General features: G+C 60.9%; 15 protein-coding genes. 6 read left to right on the top strand and 9 right to left on the bottom strand.

Going from position 1 to position 17876, the window contains the following annotated elements; genetic code table 11:
• Positions 1 to 61 precede the first annotated feature (61 nt).
• A complete protein-coding gene (locus F8O07_RS02355; RefSeq protein WP_158030561.1) occupies positions 62 to 2032 on the top strand; it encodes an amidase in 1971 nt (656 codons plus the stop codon).
• On the opposite strand, the gene F8O07_RS02350 is transcribed toward F8O07_RS02355, so the two are convergent.
• On the bottom strand, positions 1998 to 3638 hold the full coding sequence (locus tag F8O07_RS02350; RefSeq protein ID WP_192496597.1) for a PucR family transcriptional regulator: 1641 nt from the start codon (positions 3636 to 3638) through the stop codon (positions 1998 to 2000). The two genes, F8O07_RS02355 and F8O07_RS02350, sit on opposite strands and share 35 nt — an antisense overlap.
• Before the next feature lie 302 nt (positions 3639 to 3940).
• Between F8O07_RS02350 and F8O07_RS02345 the strand changes: the two genes are divergently transcribed.
• Both F8O07_RS02345 and F8O07_RS02340 read left to right on the top strand, forming a co-directional pair.
• Positions 3941 to 5287: an aminotransferase class III-fold pyridoxal phosphate-dependent enzyme gene (locus tag F8O07_RS02345; protein WP_158030559.1), complete on the top strand. Its 1347-nt coding sequence runs from the start codon at positions 3941 to 3943 to the stop codon at positions 5285 to 5287.
• A 142-nt stretch (positions 5288 to 5429) separates the two neighbouring features.
• On the top strand, positions 5430 to 5834 hold the full coding sequence (locus F8O07_RS02340; protein ID WP_158030558.1) for a tautomerase family protein: 405 nt from the start codon (positions 5430 to 5432) through the stop codon (positions 5832 to 5834).
• Between the two features lie 130 nt (positions 5835 to 5964).
• Here the strand turns inward: F8O07_RS02340 and F8O07_RS02335 are convergent, their stop codons facing one another.
• Complete coding sequence (locus tag F8O07_RS02335; RefSeq protein ID WP_225733137.1) at positions 5965 to 6561, bottom strand: short chain dehydrogenase; 597 nt, start codon at positions 6559 to 6561, stop codon at positions 5965 to 5967.
• A gap of 143 nt (positions 6562 to 6704) precedes the next feature.
• Positions 6705 to 7610, bottom strand: coding sequence for a substrate-binding periplasmic protein (locus F8O07_RS02330; RefSeq protein WP_192496596.1), 906 nt, complete (start codon positions 7608 to 7610; stop codon positions 6705 to 6707).
• Between the two features lie 204 nt (positions 7611 to 7814).
• Here F8O07_RS02330 and F8O07_RS02325 point away from each other — a divergent pair, with 204 nt between their 5' ends.
• Entirely contained in the window at positions 7815 to 8867 is a 1053-nt protein-coding gene (locus F8O07_RS02325; protein ID WP_158030555.1) for an Lrp/AsnC family transcriptional regulator, read from the top strand.
• A gap of 91 nt (positions 8868 to 8958) precedes the next feature.
• On the opposite strand, the gene F8O07_RS02320 is transcribed toward F8O07_RS02325, so the two are convergent.
• Genes F8O07_RS02320 through F8O07_RS02300 form a run of 5 tightly spaced genes read right to left on the bottom strand, consistent with a single transcriptional unit; the run spans position 8959 to position 13686 of the window.
• Complete coding sequence (locus F8O07_RS02320; RefSeq protein ID WP_158030554.1) at positions 8959 to 9858, bottom strand: ABC transporter substrate-binding protein; 900 nt, start codon at positions 9856 to 9858, stop codon at positions 8959 to 8961.
• The gene (locus tag F8O07_RS02315) at positions 9855 to 10562 is read right to left on the bottom strand and encodes a YoaK family protein (RefSeq protein WP_158030553.1); all 708 of its coding nucleotides are present in this window, start codon (positions 10560 to 10562) and stop codon (positions 9855 to 9857) included. The genes F8O07_RS02320 and F8O07_RS02315 overlap by 4 nt, the downstream gene beginning before the upstream one ends.
• Positions 10559 to 12109 carry a gamma-glutamyltransferase gene (locus F8O07_RS02310; protein ID WP_158030552.1) on the bottom strand — a complete coding sequence of 517 codons (1551 nt, stop codon included), beginning with the start codon at positions 12107 to 12109 and terminating at the stop codon, positions 10559 to 10561. Before F8O07_RS02310 ends, F8O07_RS02315 begins: the two co-directional genes overlap by 4 nt.
• Positions 12110 to 12895 carry an amino acid ABC transporter ATP-binding protein gene (locus F8O07_RS02305; RefSeq protein WP_318655750.1) on the bottom strand — a complete coding sequence of 262 codons (786 nt, stop codon included), beginning with the start codon at positions 12893 to 12895 and terminating at the stop codon, positions 12110 to 12112.
• Positions 12892 to 13686, bottom strand: coding sequence for an amino acid ABC transporter permease (locus F8O07_RS02300; RefSeq protein ID WP_158030551.1), 795 nt, complete (start codon positions 13684 to 13686; stop codon positions 12892 to 12894). The genes F8O07_RS02305 and F8O07_RS02300 overlap by 4 nt, the downstream gene beginning before the upstream one ends.
• Before the next feature lie 269 nt (positions 13687 to 13955).
• Between F8O07_RS02300 and F8O07_RS10825 the strand changes: the two genes are divergently transcribed.
• Both F8O07_RS10825 and F8O07_RS02290 read left to right on the top strand, forming a co-directional pair.
• Positions 13956 to 14660, top strand: a complete 705-nt coding sequence (locus tag F8O07_RS10825) for a FadR/GntR family transcriptional regulator (protein WP_158030550.1) — start codon at positions 13956 to 13958, stop codon at positions 14658 to 14660.
• 809 nt (positions 14661 to 15469) lie between these two features.
• Positions 15470 to 16708, top strand: a complete 1239-nt coding sequence (locus F8O07_RS02290) for an MFS transporter (protein ID WP_192496595.1) — start codon at positions 15470 to 15472, stop codon at positions 16706 to 16708.
• A 54-nt stretch (positions 16709 to 16762) separates the two neighbouring features.
• Here F8O07_RS02290 and F8O07_RS02285 read toward each other — a convergent pair whose 3' ends face one another.
• Positions 16763 to 17641 carry an urea carboxylase-associated family protein gene (locus F8O07_RS02285; protein ID WP_158030548.1) on the bottom strand — a complete coding sequence of 293 codons (879 nt, stop codon included), beginning with the start codon at positions 17639 to 17641 and terminating at the stop codon, positions 16763 to 16765.
• Positions 17642 to 17876 lie beyond the last annotated feature (235 nt).

Genomic DNA, 17876 nt, shown 5'->3' with positions numbered 1-17876 from the left:
CGGTCGACGCGCCGCACGGCATCCGACCTCACCACCACCCATCGTTGAAAGGCACACGATCATGACCCGTTTCGACATCGTTGAGAAAAGCATCGCCGAACTGCTCGCCGCGCTGAGCAGTGGGGAGGTGAGCAGCGTCGATCTGGTCTGCGCCTATCTCAATCGCATCGCCTACTACGACCGCACCGGCCCGTGTCTGCACGCCGTTCCAGTGCTCAACCCGAACTGCCTCGCCGAGGCGGAGGCATCAGACCGCCGCCGAAGCGAGGGGATCGCAGGGCCCCTCGAAGGCATCCCCTTCACGATCAAAGACAGCTACAAAGCGAAAGGGCTGACTGTCGCCTCTGGCAGTCCGGCACTGGCAGATCTGATCGCGACTGAGGATGCCGCCTCGGTCGCACAGCTGCGAGCGGCCGGTGCGGTGCTTCTCGGCAAGACGAACATGCCGCCGATGGCGGCCGGAGGCATCCAGCCCGGGGTCTACGACTACGCACGCAGCCCCTACCATCCCGAGTACCTGACCGCAGCCTACGGCTCAGGGTCGTCGAACGGCTCGGGCACCGCGACGGCTTCGAGCATGTGCGCCTTCGGCATGGGCGAAGAGACCGTGTCGTCGGGCCGCTCTCCTGCGTCGAACAACGCCCTGGTGGCGTACACGCCGTCTCGCGGCGTGCTGTCACTGCGCGGCAACTGGCCGCTGCGTCCGACCTGCGACGTCGTGGTTCCACACACTCGGTCGGTGCACGATCTGCTGCTGCTGCTCGATGTGCTCGCCGTCGAAGACCCCGATACGACGGGCGACTTCTGGCGTCAGCAGAGCGCGGTGGCGCTGCCCTCGCCGAAGGAGGTCTTCGACCACCCGTCGGCACGCGAGCGCCCCACAGATCTGCGAGGCGTGCGCATCGGCGTGCCGAAGCTGTACATCGGCGAGGATGACACGACGACCGATGCTCCGGCGATTCGCGACTCGGTTCGCGCACTGTGGGATCGTGCCGCCGACGATCTGCGCGACCTCGGCGCCGAGGTGGTCGAGGTCGACTTTCCGGTCGTCTCGAACTACGAAGAAGACCGTCCGGGAGCTCGCGGGCTGCCGGAACGTGGGCTGGTGCCTGCGAGCTGGCGCGCCATCGAGGGCGACACCCTGACGGCGATGGCTCTCGACGCCTTTCTGCGCACGAACGACGATCCCGACCTCAGCACTTGGGCCGATGTCGACGGCGACGATGTCTTCCCGTTGGAGGACGAGCCGGTGCCGCTCTGGGTCACTCGCACGCGCGGCGGCTTCGACTGGCAGCGACTCGCCGAGTTCGTCAAGCAGGGCCTGCCGCAGAGCTACGACGACGTGCCCGAGCTCGATCATCTGCTGAAGGGCCTCGAGCAGGCGCGCAAAGACGACTTCGAGGCGTGGATGGCGCAGCTGGAGCTCGACTTCGTCGTGTTTCCCGCCGCAGGTGACGTGGGCCGAGACGACCTGTTCACACGCCCCGAGAGTCTGCAGGCGGCGTCACGAAACGGCGTGGCGTATTCCAACGGCAATCGGGTGATTCGTCACCTGGGCATTCCGACGGTCACCGTGCCGATGGGCGTCATGGCCGACATTCGCATGCCTGTCGGGCTCACCTTCGCCGGGGCGGCGTACAGCGACGACCATCTGATCGATGCCGCCTGGGCCTACGAGCAGGCGACACGGCGACGCGAGCCCGCATTCCTCACCCCGACCCTCCCGAGCGACCAGATCGAGGTCGGCACGACGAGTCGAACGCCCGCATCTGCGGCCGACGTGGTGCCCGAGGTGAGCATCTCACGCCACGCACGATTCTGGCAGGTGGAGGTGCGGCTGCCCGCCGATACGGCTGCCCAAGTGTGGGCCGACGGGCATCTGCTTCGCCCCGTCGCCGATGGCGAAGGCACCTATCGTGGCACCATCTCAGTGCACCGGCCACGTCTTGACGACCAGGTCATGATCGTCGTCAAGGCCGGGCATGCCTCGGCCTCGCTCACGTTCGAGGCTCTGCCGACACAGGGCCGCTGAGCTCGGCCTGCACCGCAAGTGCGAGCCACGTGACGCGACAGGCGTCGGCGTCGTGCTCCAGGTCGCATCCGAGTGCGACCCCCAAGGCGCGCACGCGACGCACCACGGTGTTGCGGTGCACACCCATCCGGTCGGCAGCCGCCTGCCATTCGTACATGCAGTCGCACCAGACGGTGAACGTGGCAGCCAAAGCAGGGTCGGCCATCGTCGCGACACGCCGCAGCACCGCGGCGGCATCCGCATCAGTCGACAGCGCACGCAGCACGGCTGTCTGGCCGGCATCGAGACGTTCGATCACACCTGCCGCGTCAGGCAGCCGCCGGTATCGCCAGAGTGCGGCGGCGAACGGCGCCGACAGGCCATGGACCTGCGCCGGACCGAATGCGGGCAGGTCGACCGCCACCACCGAAGCCCGCCGGGCTGAGCCCTCGACCGGCCCGTTCACGTTCACGCGCGCGAGCCGACGCAGCGTGTCGTCGGGGTCTTCGTTCAGCGGCGTCGCGACCAAGGTCGCCCAGACACCTGCTGCGACGTCGCGAACGCTGAGCGCAGGTTCGCCCCGTGTCGCCAGCGCGCGCCCCGAGCACACCAGCTGCCAATGGTGCGCACCCGCGTCGAGTCGACCTCCGTCGGCGAATGACCGCTCGAGCAGGGCGCGGCCCGTGCTCACTTCGTCAGTCAGCAGCGCGCGCAGCCCCAGCTGAACGACTTCGTCATGATCGACGCCCCCCGGCGGTCGACTGGTCAGCGCCAGCTGCAGCATGGCGACGGCCGTGTTGACGATCATGCGCTCATCACGATCGTTCGCCTCGACGCTGCGCCGCTGCGAAGGTCGCCTGGCGAGCCGCCCTGCTGTCTGTGCGGCCCACAGCAGGGTGAGAGCCCCGATGGGTGCGGTGCTTTCGGGCGCGTTGAGCATGTGGATGATCAGGTGCTGACCGTCGTGCTCCTCACGTCCCGACTGGCGGCGACGCCGGGCATCGTGCATCCGATCTCGCACGAGCGGCGCCACCCAGCTCGGCGGAGGGTCGACCGGGGCGACTCCGAGCAGACGAGCTCCGCCTCCCCAGAGCCAGACAGAGCAGCCCAGCAGCAGCGCGAGCTCGCGAACGAGCGCCTGTGCGGGCATTCGTTCGAGAGAGGCAAGGGTGAGGGCGTGCTGCGCATGCAGCACCTTGCGCAGGCTCTCTCGCTCAGGATCCGCACGCCCGGAGCTGATGGCCTCGCTGATGCTGATGAAGGGGGTCGAGAAGGGGGCTTCGAGCAGCGGCATGCCCGCTGCGACGCAGCTTCGCCGCAGCACAGCCTCCCAGCGGGGGTCAGGGTGCTCAAGGGTGTACACGAGACCGACCGCTCCGCCCCGTGCGATGCGCTCGACATAGTCGCGCGTCACGGTCTCGACGTCTGATGCCGACAGCAGCTGCTGCCCTGTGGTGAGAATGAGTTCGCTGCCTCGCAGGAAGGGGGTGGGATCGAGCAGATCGGTGCTGTACCCCCACCGAATCGGGTGATCGAGCGCGCCGCTGCCGTCGTCGGTGATCGCGCTCACCAACTGCAGCGAGAGATCCTGGCGCTGCAGCAGCCCTCGCAGGGTGATGGCATTCATGCGTTGCTCCTCTGACTGACTGCACGTGAGCGCTGCATCGGGCGATCCGACGGCACCCTGTAACCCAGCCTTCATATGCCGAGGTGGGTCTCACCCCCGCTGTCGTGGCGTGACTTGCCGCGCTTTTTCGCCCTGCCAGCACCCCACATGCAGCATATCGCCTATATCACAGCGCCAAGACGAACGAAATCATGCGCGTCATGACGCCTCAAGCCTCATATCGTTGACAGCAATCAGCCCGCGCAGCCGACACGCCACAGGCACTGTCCCACTCGCGATGCACCACACAGAGAGGTTCACTCATGACTGAGCTCGATGCAGCAACCGTCGTCGAAGAGGATGCACGCTACGTGCTGCACTCCTGGTCGGCGCAGAAGAAGATCCACCCCATTCCAGTGAAGACCGGGCATGGGGTCTACTTCAGCGATTACGACGGCAACGAATATCTCGACTTCGCGTCACAGCTGGTGAACCTGAATCTCGGCCACCAGCATCCCGATCTCATCCAGGCCATCATCGACCAGGCTCAGACCCTCGCGACCATCGCCCCGGGATTCGCCAACGACAAACGCAGCGAACTGGCTCGCCTCATCGTGCAGAACGGCCCGATCAACGACGGCAAGGTGTTCTTCACCAACGCCGGAGCAGACGCCAACGAGAACGCCGTTCGACTGGCCCGCGAGTTCACCGGCCGCAGCAAGGTGCTGGCCAGCTACCGCAGCTACCACGGGGCGACCGGCACAGCCATCGCACTCACGGGCGAGGGCCGCCGCACGATGCAGCCTGTCGTTCCCGACCCCTCGGTCGTGCATTTCTGGGGTCCCTTCGCCTACCGCTCGGCGTTCTACGCCGAGACCCCGGAGCAGGAGACCGAGCGCGCACTCACCCACCTCGAACAGACCATCCTCTCTGAGGGCCCCGACACCATCGCGGCCGTCATCCTCGAGACTGTCGTCGGCACCAACGGCGTGCTGGTGCCGCCGCCCGGTTATCTGCAGGGGGTGCGCGAGCTCGCGACCAAGTACGGCATCCAGTACATTGCCGACGAGGTCATGGTCGGGTTCGGCCGCACCGGCTACCTCTTCGCCGTGCAGGGCTTCGACGTGACACCGGATCTGCTCACCTTCGCCAAGGGCGTCAACTCGGGATACTCGCCCCTGGGCGGCGTGATCATGAACGGCGCCATCGCCGCGACGTTCGACGAGCGCAAGTACTCAGGCGGCCTCACCTACTCGGGGCACCCGCTCGGCGCAGCCATCGGCGTCAAGACCTTCGAAGTGTTCGAACGCGATCACCTGCTCGAGCATGTGCGCGAGCTCGAGAGCACCGTGCTGGTGCCGTGGCTCGAGCAGATGCAGGCGAAGCATCCCTCAATCGGCGAGTTCCGCGTCAAAGGCCTGTTCGCAGCGATCGAACTCGTGAGCGACCGCACCACCCGCGAGGCGCTGCCCGCAATCGAGGCCGGCGGCGAGAACAACCCGCTGGTCGCCATCGAGAAGGCTGCGATCGCAAAGGGCCTGTGGCCGGTCGTGCACGGCAATCGCGTGCACATCGCGCCTCCCCTGATCATCAGCGCCGACGAGCTGAAGAAGGGCCTCGACATCATCGACGAGACCCTGTCGATCGCCGACCAGGCCGCTCAGGCCTGACCTCCGACCCGTGCGTGTGGCCGACGATTCGCCACACGTCTCAAGCCGCGGCCCGCAGGCGCACCTCCCCTGACGTCTGCGGGCCGCACACCACTCACGTAATTCCGCATCCGTTCGAACACAGAGAAAGAGAATCCCCAACATGCCCCTCGTCAGAATCGACGTGAACAAGACCCGCGACGACGCCAGCGTGCGCGCCATCGCCGACAGCATCCACAGCGCCATCGTCGACGTCTACAAGATCCCGGTGCGTGACCGGTTCCAGATCATCACGAAGCACGAGCCGGGCGAGATCATCGCCGAAGATGCCGGGTTGGGCTTCGAGCGAAGCGACGGCGTCGTGATGATTCACGTGTTCACGCAGGGTGGCCGCACTCCGGAGGCGAAGCAGGCACTCTACGCGAAGATCGCCGAGAACCTCGCGGCCGTCGGGGTGGCAGGCGAAGACATCTTTCTCGGCTACTTCGAGAACACGCCCAATGACTGGACCTTCGGGTTCGGGCGTGCACAGTATGTGACAGGCGAGCTGGGGGTGCCGAAGCGCTGACGCGCAGCAATCTGGCAAAGCGGCTGCCGGCCTGCGACTGTACTGTCAGCAGGCCGGCAGCCCTCGCTCGGTTCGCACCGGGAGGACAGCCATACCCAGGTGCAGCACGGCTCGGCGCCACGCCAGCCGGTTAGTCGATGCGGTAGATCTGCCCGGTCTGCACTCCGTCGACTGACTTTTTGAACGCCTGCCCGACCGTTGCATCTGAAACCGGGACAAAGCCGGGAAACGAGTCAAAGTATTCGGGAGCCGATTCCAGCACGGTGGGGCTGACCGCGTTAAGCCGAATTCCACGCGGCATCTCCGGAGCCGCTGCGATGACGAACGACTCGAGAGCTCCATTCGCCATTGCTGCCGCGGCACCCGCCGCAATCGCCTGTCGAGCGAGAATTCCGGTTGTCAGGGTGATCGATCCCCCATCGGCGAGATGCTCCATCGCAGCGCGCACAATGCTTGCCTGCGGCAGCACCTTCCCGGCGAAAGCCTGCTGGTAGTCGTCTCCGGTGAGTTCAACGACAGGCTTGAAAGGCACGTCGCCCAGGGCCACGACGACCGCGTCAACCCTGCTCAGCCGACCGAAGAGCGCCGTAACGCTCTGAGGGTCTCTGGCGTCAGCCCCCGGATCGGTTCTGCGACCGACGACGATTACCTCATGATCACTTTGGAGTGCCTCAACCGCTGCTCGGCCGACATGCCCATGTCCGCCGAAGACCACCACTCGCTTCACTGATACTCCTTGCTCACAGCCCGACTCATAATTCTGCTCACAGTTTGGCCCGCAGCCGCCATGGTTCACCGACGGTGCGGTCAGTGGCATCCGGTGCAGCCGCCTCTCCTCTTTTCCGGCGACTGCACCCAATGAATCTACTCTCAGCTGATGACGCGAAGCGTGGAATCAGTTGCTGGAATGTTCGCCGAGGCATCGAATCCTGACGACTTGATGAGATCTGCCATAGTGCCGTCATCGCGCATCTTCGCGACATCCGCGATCAGCGCGTCACGAAGCGCCGCGTTGTCTTTCGACACCGGGAAGATCACCTGCGGCGTGTTCTCAGTGACAGCGACTCTCGGATCTGGCTCGGCGACCTCTACCGAGATGTCGCTCTGATCCTTGTAGTACAGCTGCGATGTCGCAACTGAGTCGACTGCGGCATCGAGCCGACCGTTCAGCATGTCCTGACTGAGTTCGGTCGAGCTTGCATACGTGCGGATCTTGTCCCCAAGCACGGTGCGAAGGTCGTCAGTCCACAGGAACCCGTCCACAGTTCCGATCGACCCCAGGGATTCAAGGTCTGAGACCTTCTTCGCTCCGCTGCGGGTGGCGATCGACATGTTGTCGTAGTACAGAGGCCCGACGAAGTCAGCCACTTCGTTGCGCTTGGCTGTCGGGTAGAATGCGCCAGCCGCGATGTCCACGCTCTTCTGCTGAGTGATCAGCGGCACGGCACCAGCGAATGAAGACGCCGAGTAGGCGATGTCCAAGCACTCGACTTCGGCGAGCTTCTTGAGAATCTCGACTTCAAGCCCCTCGGCTCCGCCGCCCGTGACATTCGAGCTGTACGGCGGCGCATCGACCACGGCGACCGACAGTTTTCCTGATGTCGTCGTCGTCAGCCCGTCGTGGGCAGGTGTGCACCCCTCGGCCACCGTGCTGCCGCTGTCTGAGCTGCAGCCAGTGAGCGCTGCGGCTGAGACCACTGCCAGACATGCTGCAGCCGAGACCGTCCAGCGCGTCTTCGACCACCGCTTGCGTCCTGCCCTCATGTTTTCGCTCATGCGTATGCTCTCCATTCTTCTTCCTCGGCACCAGGCGTGCCCACGTGAGCGGGCATCCCCCGACGCTGGCTGCGCCATCACGTCACCTGCGAGAACTGCTTTTACCCGGAGTGGCCTCTCGGCCGTTCGCGGTACCCAAACACGCTCATACCGATAATCACGATCTCCTGTTACCGGCCTGTTTCATTGCTGGATAATTGATTTATGGCAATTCAGTTGCATGATTCTTCCAAGGGGCTGGAGCAACTGCAGATTCTGCACGCACTGCAGCTGACACCTCGAGCACCGTGGGCACAGCTGTCCGGCGTCCTCGGAGTCGACTCTTCGACGCTGTCCCGACGTTGGCGGCGTCTCAACGACGCCGGTGAGGCCTGGATCGCGTGCCAGCCCGGGTATCGTGCCGACTGGTACTACTCACAGCCGTACGGTTCCACAGCCTATGTCGAAGTGACCTGCGAGGCCGGGTACCAGGACTCTGTGATCTCAGCACTGAGCCGCATTCCATGCGTATGGACCGTTGAATGCACAACAGGCTCGCGCGACCTGCTTCTGACCGTCACCACTCCGTCTTGGGCCGAGCTCGACCGTATCGTCCGAGAACAGCTGGGACGAATTGACGGGGTCGTGAAGACCGTGACGAACCCTCTGCGCCGCTTCTACGTACAGCCGGGTGACTGGCGGCTGAACGCCCTGACTGCTGATCAGGAGCAGGCCATCCTCACGATGCGCACAAACCAGCATGCACCAGATCCCGGTTCCGGCAGACGGCAGCCGTCACCGTTCGAACGCCAGATCGTCAAGGTGCTCGCCGCCGACGGCAGGCTCTCGATGGCGCAGATTGCGGATGCCACTGGGCGCTCGATCTCCGGCGTCAGCCGCACTCTTCACAGGTTGGAGGCATCCGGCCTGCTCTCGTTCCGGCTTGATTTCAACCAGCACGTCATCGGATACAAACTCCTCTCAACGCTCTGGATCGAGGCGGATCAGAACCAGCTCGACAAGATCGGAGCCTTTCTCAGACGGCAGTCGCGCACCGTTCGCGAATGCGTATCGATGGTCGGTCAGGCCAACCTTTATGTACACATGTGGGTGCAGGATCTCTCGGCTGTCGATCTGCTCGAGGCACAGCTTATCCAGCGTTTCCCCGGCACCCGCATCCTCGATCGGTGGTTGTCGACCCGTTTCGCCAAGCGTGCCGGCCACCTCATCGACAACGATGGCCGTCGTCACGGGTTCGTGCCCAGCTTAGGGCTGTGAAGGCCCCAAAGTACGCGAACTCTTTCAGCGTCACTTTGAACGAACCTTCACAGCCGCATCAGGAATCAGCGCATCACTGTTTCCCTGTTGATTAGCTAGGGTGAACAGCAGTCTCAGAAAGACCCCACTCATCGAGAATCGATCCATACTCACCGCTCTCCACAATCGATTTGAAAGCCGTTGAGAGCGCATCGTGCAGCTCAGCGCTCCCCTTCTGGGTTGCTGCACCGATTGTGATGGGCGAGAAAGAGTCACCAGCGCGCTCCAGTTCTCCCTCCGTCTTCTTCGCGTAATAGTCAACGAGTTCAGTCGTCGACAACACCGCGTCGACCTGACCAGCTTGCAGCTGATGGAGGGCATCCGTGGTATTCTCCGTCAAGGTCAGATCAATAGCGCTCTTCCCCCCAGCCTCACATGCACCAGACTGAGTCTGAGCGTTGGACGCCCCGGTCGACCCGTTCGCTGCAGCCACCTTCCGCCCACAGAGCGTGTCATTGTATCCCGTCACGCCCTGAGCGTTCGCCGCTGAAACCATCACAGCTGACCCCGACTGCAGGTAAGGCACGAAATCCACTACCTCTTCACGTTCAGGTTTGATGTACAAAGACGACATGATCACGTCGCACTGGGATGCCTGAAGTGCAGGTATGAGACCGGAAAACGAATACTGCTTATAGTCAACTGCCAACCCCATCTCACCTGCAATTGCTTTTGCAATGTCAATCTCAGCCCCGTCAGGTTCATTGGAGTCATTCTTGAAATTGTCCGGCGGGTTCGAGAACGACGCACAAACTGTCAGCTTACCGTCGCTGATGATCGTGGGAGTAGTAACGACCGGCTCTTTCGAGGGGCTTGTCTCTGTCTCGCCCGTTGAAGAGCTACAGGCACTCAGCGCCGCGGAAGCGAAGAACGCCAACGCCACTGCAGTACCCATTCTGCGAGAGAATTTCATTTGCATCTTGCTGTTCCTTTCGTTGTGGGCGGTGTTCATACGCCACCCGTTTGTTTGGGGAGAATGAAGACTTTCTTCAAGAACACAGTGACGAATAGATAGACCAACCCGGTGATGAGAACCGTAATGCCCGGTAGTATGTGCTGAACTGATACTGCCCCCACCAGCGCCCCAATCCCCATAGCTAAAACGGCTCCGAGCTGTTCAGCGAAGTCCCGAGGTTTCCGCAGTACAGCAGCCATACCTTCAGCACCTAAACGAACCAATGTCGATGTGACCACGATCGTCGTGATGTTCTTATTGCCAAGGGTTCTCACTGCTGCTCCTTGAACTCCCATAACCACAGCAAGAGTCGCCGCAAAGGCCATATCCAAATACTGAGAGCGAGTCGTCATGAGCATCACCACTCCAGCAATCGCCATGAGGACGCCTCCGAGCAGAAGCTGGCGATAGGCGCAACGTTGAGCATTCTTTGCCGCACGCAACGCGCTACCGGATGCAAACGCTCCCAGAACAAATGTCAGAAGAACGGTCACCCCAGAAATGAGGGTCGACCCTTGGCTACCTCCTAGGGAGAACCCGACGACCAGAACGTTTCCTGTCATGTTGCCAGTGAAGACTCCGTCGAGTGCCAAGTAGCTGACGGCATCGAGTACCCCCGTACAGGCAGTGAGCCCCAAGAGCCCGATGACCTCGCGTCTCCACTTCCCTTCACTTGATGAGGCCTGCACTCGCCACTTCATCGATTCAGCCTCACGACCATGCCTGCCCCATCCGAGCGAGGGTCTGCAGCTGCTTCAAGCATTGAGCCGGCAACACGTACGATATTGGCGTGCCCCATCCAGTCCGTAAGATCAGGAACCTCACGCAAAGCCCATTTCGACAAAGCCTGACGAGGTAAGGCCGACACTGAACGCTCTACATAAACGGTGTTCAGGGCATCTGCAATGCCACGAGCTCCCACGTTCATCCGCGGAGCGGCTAAAGCCTCAGACAGCGTTGCACCGCAAGAGATATGGCTCAGAAGTTGCGCATGGATCTGTGGTTGCCCTGACCCGCCCATCGTCGCCTGGACCCACGCCAGTTCATCTTTATCGTCTAGAACCAGCACCGGCATCAATGTGTGTCGCGGACGTTTTCTCGCTGCGATCACGTTAGGAGATAACGAGGACAGGCTGAAAGCAGTTCCACGGTCTTGAAATAGCACACCGGTTCGACTGTCACGTATCCCGGCGCCAAAAGATTTGAACACGGAGAAGATGAGAGAGACAGCCCATCCATCTGAGTCTGCCGCGGCGATCCCTACAGTATCTCCGTCACCGATCTGCTGCGGTAGGGCAGATCTCTGCGCCCCCAGCGGAGAGCAAAAATACTCGGTGTCCTGAACGGAGAAATGTGGATCTGCTAACTCTGAATCGCGCAGACGATTGGATTCAAAGAAGCATGACGCAAACAGATCTGCGCGATTGTGTAACCCCTCGGCCAAGCTGACTCGCTCGGCCTTAAGCGTATTAAGATACTTTATGAGTGAAAAGCCTTGAGTATTTGGAGGACTGGTCAGCACGGTCAGATCGCCGATAGCGGTAGAAATCGGTGCGACGAGCTCGACGCAATAGTCAGTGAAGTCACTTTCTTCCAGCACGCTTCCCATTGCCTGCAGGCCACTCACGACATCTTGCATCACTGATCCTTGGTAGAAGGAATCAGCCCCCTTATGCGCAATGGTGTCCAGTGTGGCTGCCAGTTCCGGCTGTACGAAGCGATCTCCCTCACGAAGGGGCGCTCCATTAGGAAGGAAGAGCTGTTGAAGACTCGTGCTCCCCGAATCCTGCCAGGGGAATGCCGCAATGGCACTTGCCAGTGATCGTCCAACAGTAGAGCCATGGAGCGCAAGGTGGACAGCCTCGTCGAAGTGTGCTTCCCAAGGGAGTTGAGCACCGATTTGGTGAAGCGATTCAAATCCTCTGATCGCTCCGGGCAGAGTGATGGTATCGATCCCTCGGTCTGGCAGACACTGGCCATAGCGCGAAGTGAGTGCGTCCAAGTCGATGTTCTTAGAGGCCCATCCGGTCGCGTTAATGCAACGCACCTCACCTTCGGGCGTTCTGACAATGATGACCGCATCCCCACCAATCGATGTATTGTGCGGGTATACGACCGCCAGCGCTAGCGCAGCAGCTAGAGCGGCATCGACGGCATTCCCTCCCCGTTTGTACGTTTCAGCACCCGCTTTCGTTGCGGAATCATGCGCAGTCGCGATTGCTCCCTGATAAATCACCTGTAGCTCCATTCAGTCCATAGTCTTTGCGAAGAATTCTCGAGTACGCTCTTGCACAGGATTGTCAAAAACCTGCTGTGGCGATCCGCTCTCGATAATTCGCCCTGCGTCCATAACCACGATCCGATCGGCAGCCTCACGGGCAAAGGCCATTTCATGTGTCACGATAATCATGGACATATTTTTACGAGCTAGAGATTTCATAACCTCGAGGACTTCCCTCGTCATTTCAGGGTCCAAAGCGCTCGTTGGCTCGTCAAAAAGCATGACCGTGGGATGCATGGCCAGAGCTCTGGCTATTGCAACTCGTTGCTGCTGACCTCCAGATAGATTATTTGGATGGGCATCCGCTTTGTCAGAAAGCCCTACCTGAGCGAGGAGGTCTCTGGCTTCCTGGATAGAGCTCGCTCGGTCCTGTCTCCGAACACGCACGGGTGCATGCCAGATGTTCTCCAAAACGGTCATATGCGGAAACAAATTAAAATGCTGGAACACGAACCCGATTTCACGCCGTTGCAATTTCAGCTCTCGGTTCTCGACAGGGATGAGACGACCAGACTTGGTTTTTCGGTACCCGACCATCGGGCCCCCGACTTCGATATTTCCACTATCGATTGGATCGAGTTGGTTGATCGTTCGCAGCAGCGAGGTCTTCCCAGCCCCGGACGCCCCTAAGAGAACGACCACCTCACCCGCTCTGACGCTGAGGCTCACATCATCAAGTACAAGTTTTCCGCCACGATACTTCTTGATGTGCTCAATTTTCACCACCGGTTGTGTCATCGACTGTGCACTCATACGGCTTCCCTCATCTCACCCTCACGCAAAGCACCTCTGCCTCTTCTTCGGAACAGCATGTCGATCATGTTCCGTCGAGTCTCCAGCCCAATCTGGTGATCCAGTGCCCGCTCGATCGCATTCTGAATAAATGTCCACACTGTCGTTAGCAGCAGGTAGTAAATCGCGGCCACTATGAAAATCTCAAATGTCTTAAACGTTGCTGAACTGATGGACTGAGCTACGAGGAACATCTCGCTCACGCCGATAATGCTCAATACCGAGGTACTCTTCATAAGGCCGTTGAAAATGTTGCCAAGCGGAGGCACCATAGTCCGAAGTGCTTGGGGCAGAATGATCCAACGCATGGCACTGGGTGCGGACATCCCAAGAGTCTTGGCAGCCTCGAACTGCCCAGGGGGAACCGCACCCAAGCCAGCACGAATAATCTCAGAGATATAGGCCGCTTCGTGGATAGTCATCCCCACAATTGCAGCCTGCACAGCGGCCTTGAGCTGGATACCAAAGAATGCGGTGTCTTGAAAGGTGTAAATGCCTGCAACAGCAAAGCCCATATAGATGATGACCAGTTGCACGAGCAGTGGTGTCCCTCTAATTAGCCAGACGTACCCTGCTGCCAACCAGTTAAGCAATCGCCAACGGGCTCGTCCGAACAGAGCGATCACAAGGCCAAGAACCAGCGCGCACACCATTGAGGCAACCGAGATTCCAATAGTCAGATAGAACCCGTTAAGAAATGCCTCACTCGGCGAAAAGAGCGCTTTCCAAAAATATGTCCAGTCAAACTTCATGACGCTTCCACCGTTCTTCTCCCGATCTCCTCTGTGCTCGTTATCCGCAAATACCTGGCTTATCCGGGTAGTAATCAAGGGTCACGAAGCAGCTGACTTAGTCCGACTTTTAGATGTCATCTAAATTGCAGCAAGTGTGCTCTCAGCGGGATTTCAAGAGAATAGCGCGACTATTACAAGGTTGTTACCGAACTAGGTTTTACCGAGCACCTTCTTAGTCGGACTAATAAGCTTGCAGTATTTACTTCTGGAGCAACGAGGGGAACCAAGTGGACTTCCATACAGACAGAGGTAACGAGTCACCACAAGCTTTGAAGCCGGATGAGATCGCCCTGTCCATGGAGGAAGCGATCATTGGAGGAAAACTCGCCCCAGATACCAAACTGCCCCCAGAAACAGTTCTCGCGCGGGAGCTTGGTGTATCCCGCTCGACTTTACGAGACGCTCTGCGAAAGCTCGAAGTGCGTGGACTCATAGACCGACGCCGCGGTCGGGGAACCATTGTCCAAGGCCCCGCGGCGCACCCCCATGAAGTAGCACTTACGGACGGCTTAGGGGGAACAGATGCCCCCTTATGGCAAGCACTGGAGGTGCGTGCCTGTGTTGAGCCCCCAGTGGCAGCGTTAGCCGCCGACCGAGCGTCTGAAGTCGATCTTCGCCATCTCGCTCGACTTGAGCAACGCATGTCAGACACTGGCCTCAGCCCAAGCCAGTTCGCTATCTTAGACCAACTCTTTCACCGCACCATCGCCGTCTACAGCCACAATCCGATGTTAGTCTCACTCTTGGATCGAGTCACTGAAATCATCACAGTCAGTCGACAGAGCCCGTATTTGACTGCCGCGCGCCAGCAGTCGTCAATCAAAGAGCACCACGCAATACTTGCAGCAATCCTCGATCATGACCCTGCGCGTGCGTCGGATGCCGCAAGTCACCACATTGACTCCTTGCGATCGAGACTCGTCTCGCATTAGAACTCGGCGGTCGCTCGTCTGTCTGGCCGTCAAGCAATACCGGTAATCGATCGTTTGTTTTCGCACCGCGGTATCCGCCGTCACAGGTTTGTGCCCAGCTTGGGGTTGTGAGCTTCAGTCGAGACGGTAGATCTGCCCGGTCCGCACTCCGTCGGCCGCGCGTTTGAGTGCGAACCCGGCACACACGGCGACCACCGGGACGAGTCCGGGAAGGTGTCGAAGTTCTCCGAGGTAGAGTCAAGCACGCTCGGGCTCACCACATTGGTCAATGCCCTTCGCGGCCGTTAGGACAAACAACTCGAGCGCCCCGCCAAGGCCGAGGCGGCAGGAACGACCTCTCGCGCCAGCATGCCAGTGGTCAGCGCGATTGATCCCCCATCGCTGATGTGTGGAGTGGCGAGGCTCAGCACGTCGAGCTGCGCGAGCGTCTCCTGTGCGAGGCCTGGATGAAGTCCTCACGCGTGAGTTCCAGCACCGGTTTGAACGCAACCTCACCGAATGCGGTGATGATCGCATCCACCGCCGAGATCGGTGAAGAGCCACTCTATACAGTCCAGACTATGGGCGTCGATGCTAGACTTACTGCCGCGACTGGTGACGATGGCCTCATTGCTGACTGTCAAGCGCCTAGGCGGCTGCCCTTCCATAGTGCCCTCCCTGACTGCTGACTGCTTGTTCGGGCTAACGACTCTTCGATTTGGCAGCGACCGTCATACCAGCACACGCCACATTGGCACCCGATGGAAACATGGTGTGCTTACAGTGGGTCGGGGCCTCACTCCCCGCCGAACCTGTCTCTCTGGAGAACCATGTCTGACGCAGCGAACGATCCAGCGGCGAACGATGCGCTGTTTCGACGCATCGTCTTTGCGCTGTTCGCCGCAGGATTCGCCACCTTCGCGCAGCTATACGGTGTGCAGTCAGTGCTGCCAGAGATCTCCGCAGACTTCGGGATCGACCCGTCGCGCGCAGCTCTGACTATTTCTATGGCCACGACCGGCATCGCAGCGGGGGTCCTCCCCTGGGCATTCGCAGCCGACCGATGGGGTCGCGTCCGAGTGATGAAGATCTCTGCAGTCTCGGCAGCGGTGATCGGGTTGATCACACCGTTTCTGCACTCCCTGCCGCTGATCCTCGGTTCACGTCTGATCGAAGGACTGGCACTCGCGGCGATACCGGCCATCGCGATCACCTACATCACGGATGAGCTGCCAGCCCGGCGAGTGACAGCAGCAGCTGGCGCGTTCGTGTCTGGCAACAGCATCGGTGGGCTTCTCGGGCGACTCGTCGCCGGCCTCGTCGCCGAGCATTTCGGGTGGCAGCTGGGACTGATGACGGTTGCGGCTCTGTGCGTCGTCGCGTGCACCGTGTTCGTCATCGCCGTTCCGGCACCGCACGGATACCTGCCGTCCCGTCTGCGTCACGAGGGGCGGCGACCCGATAACCTGCCGTCTGCCTGGCAGCGCTTCACCACTGCACTCACCACTCCCTCATTGTGGGGCGCGTATGCGCAGCCGTTCCTGCTGATGGGGTCGTTCATCTCGTTGTTCAGCTTTCTCGGCTATCATCTGCAGGCGGCACCGTACGGTCTGAGTACGGCCGTCACAAGCATGGTCTTCACCGTGTATCTCGTCGGAACGTTCACCGCGCGCTGGTCCGGCGCCGCCGCAGGACGCCTAGGGCACCGCCGCCTGCTCTACTCGGGTATCGCACTGATGTCAGTGGGCGCCGCACTCACATTGGCAGGCCCGTTGACGATCATCGTGCTCGGCGTCGCCGTCTTCACCGCCGGATACTTCGTCACGAGCCCGGTGACGTCGGCCATGACATCGCTGATGGCGGGGCCCTGCAGATCACAGGCCACCGCCATATATCAGCTCGTCTTCTACATCGGCAACAGCGTCTTCGGGTGGATGCTCGGGCGCGCCTTCGAGGTGTTCGACTGGCCCGGTGTCGGCATCGGCATCATCGCACTGTGCGCAATCGCTGCTCTCCTCGCGGCGATGCTGCTGCCTGCTCGACCTGCCTCAGTTACTCCTCAGCGCTGAGCCCGTTGGCCATCGTGCCGCGATCGACGCACCCGGCCGCTGGAGGAACGACCTTCATGCCCCGCCGCGTTGCTGATCGGGCGGCAGCTGTCGGAAGGGTGTGGCGTGCAGACCGTGTCGCCCGTTCTGCCCACGGTACCGCGATGGCTGCGGCGGCGCCCATCCGGCCAGCCGCCCGGGGTCGACGTCGAAGACCTGTACACGAAGTCGGTGGCAGTGCTGCAGCTGTTCTTCCGTGCTCGCGGCATCCGGCCCCCACATTGCCAGTGACAGATCGCCGCCCGGACAGCATGACAAGGCGCAGAGCAGGTCGATCTCAGCGAAGAACTCCAGGTAGTCACCCTCGCGCGCTGGACAGTCCTTCATGAAATACTGCGTGTCGTCGTTCAGCCCTGCACACTGAAACACATTCAGCACATCGTGCACGTCGTACTCCGTGAGTCCGAACGGCTGCACCGCTCGAGTCAGATTCGAGTGGCAGTGATAATCGAAGTCGTAGCCGGAGAGCATGCGATTGACGTAGGGATCGCATCGGGTTCCCAACAGATCGTGGATGACCAGTGCCTCTGGGTGGTCGGCGAGCGTGTCCGAGGTGAACGTCAGCAGTGGTCGCAGCGAGGGAAGAGTCGACCACAGGTGATCGTAGGTGGTAACAGTCGCTCGCTGCAGCTGGCGGGTGCGAGCCGCCCACAGACGCTCTCGCGGATCGTGCCGATTCCAGACGTTGAGATCGCCGACCTGGGGACCATCCGTCTGAAGGATTCTGCAGACCTGCCCAGAGTTCACAGGCCAAGCTCGAGCCGATCTGACCTCGATCTCGAAGTCGTCGGCGAGCTCGCGGCCGCTCTCGTCGGCGACTGCATCGTAGAAGTCACGATTCACATCGAGCGGCCCTCCTGGAAATGCCTGATATGCCGCTTCTGTGCCTGCCATGGTCTCCACGCTTTCCGTCGAAACGTCATCGCGGAGGGTGTGGCACATCTGTTTGCCCAGCTAATTGCCCTGCCACCGCGTATCGTCTCGAAGACTATCGATTGTTCAGCCGTCTTATGTGCCACCAGCATGACGGTGCTGTAACAGATTCAGTTCCCCTCCTCCGAGACGGGATCCCTCAAGCGGACGACTGCTTCGTCGAAGCAGTCGATGGATGTCAGCCTCACCTGGACCT

It is taken from the genome of Pseudoclavibacter sp. CFCC 13796, assembly GCF_008831185.1.
Classification (GTDB): Bacteria; Actinomycetota; Actinomycetes; order Actinomycetales; family Microbacteriaceae; genus Pseudoclavibacter_A.
Note: the sequence above shows the minus strand (reverse complement) of the source record. Positions and strands in the feature narration are given on the sequence as shown.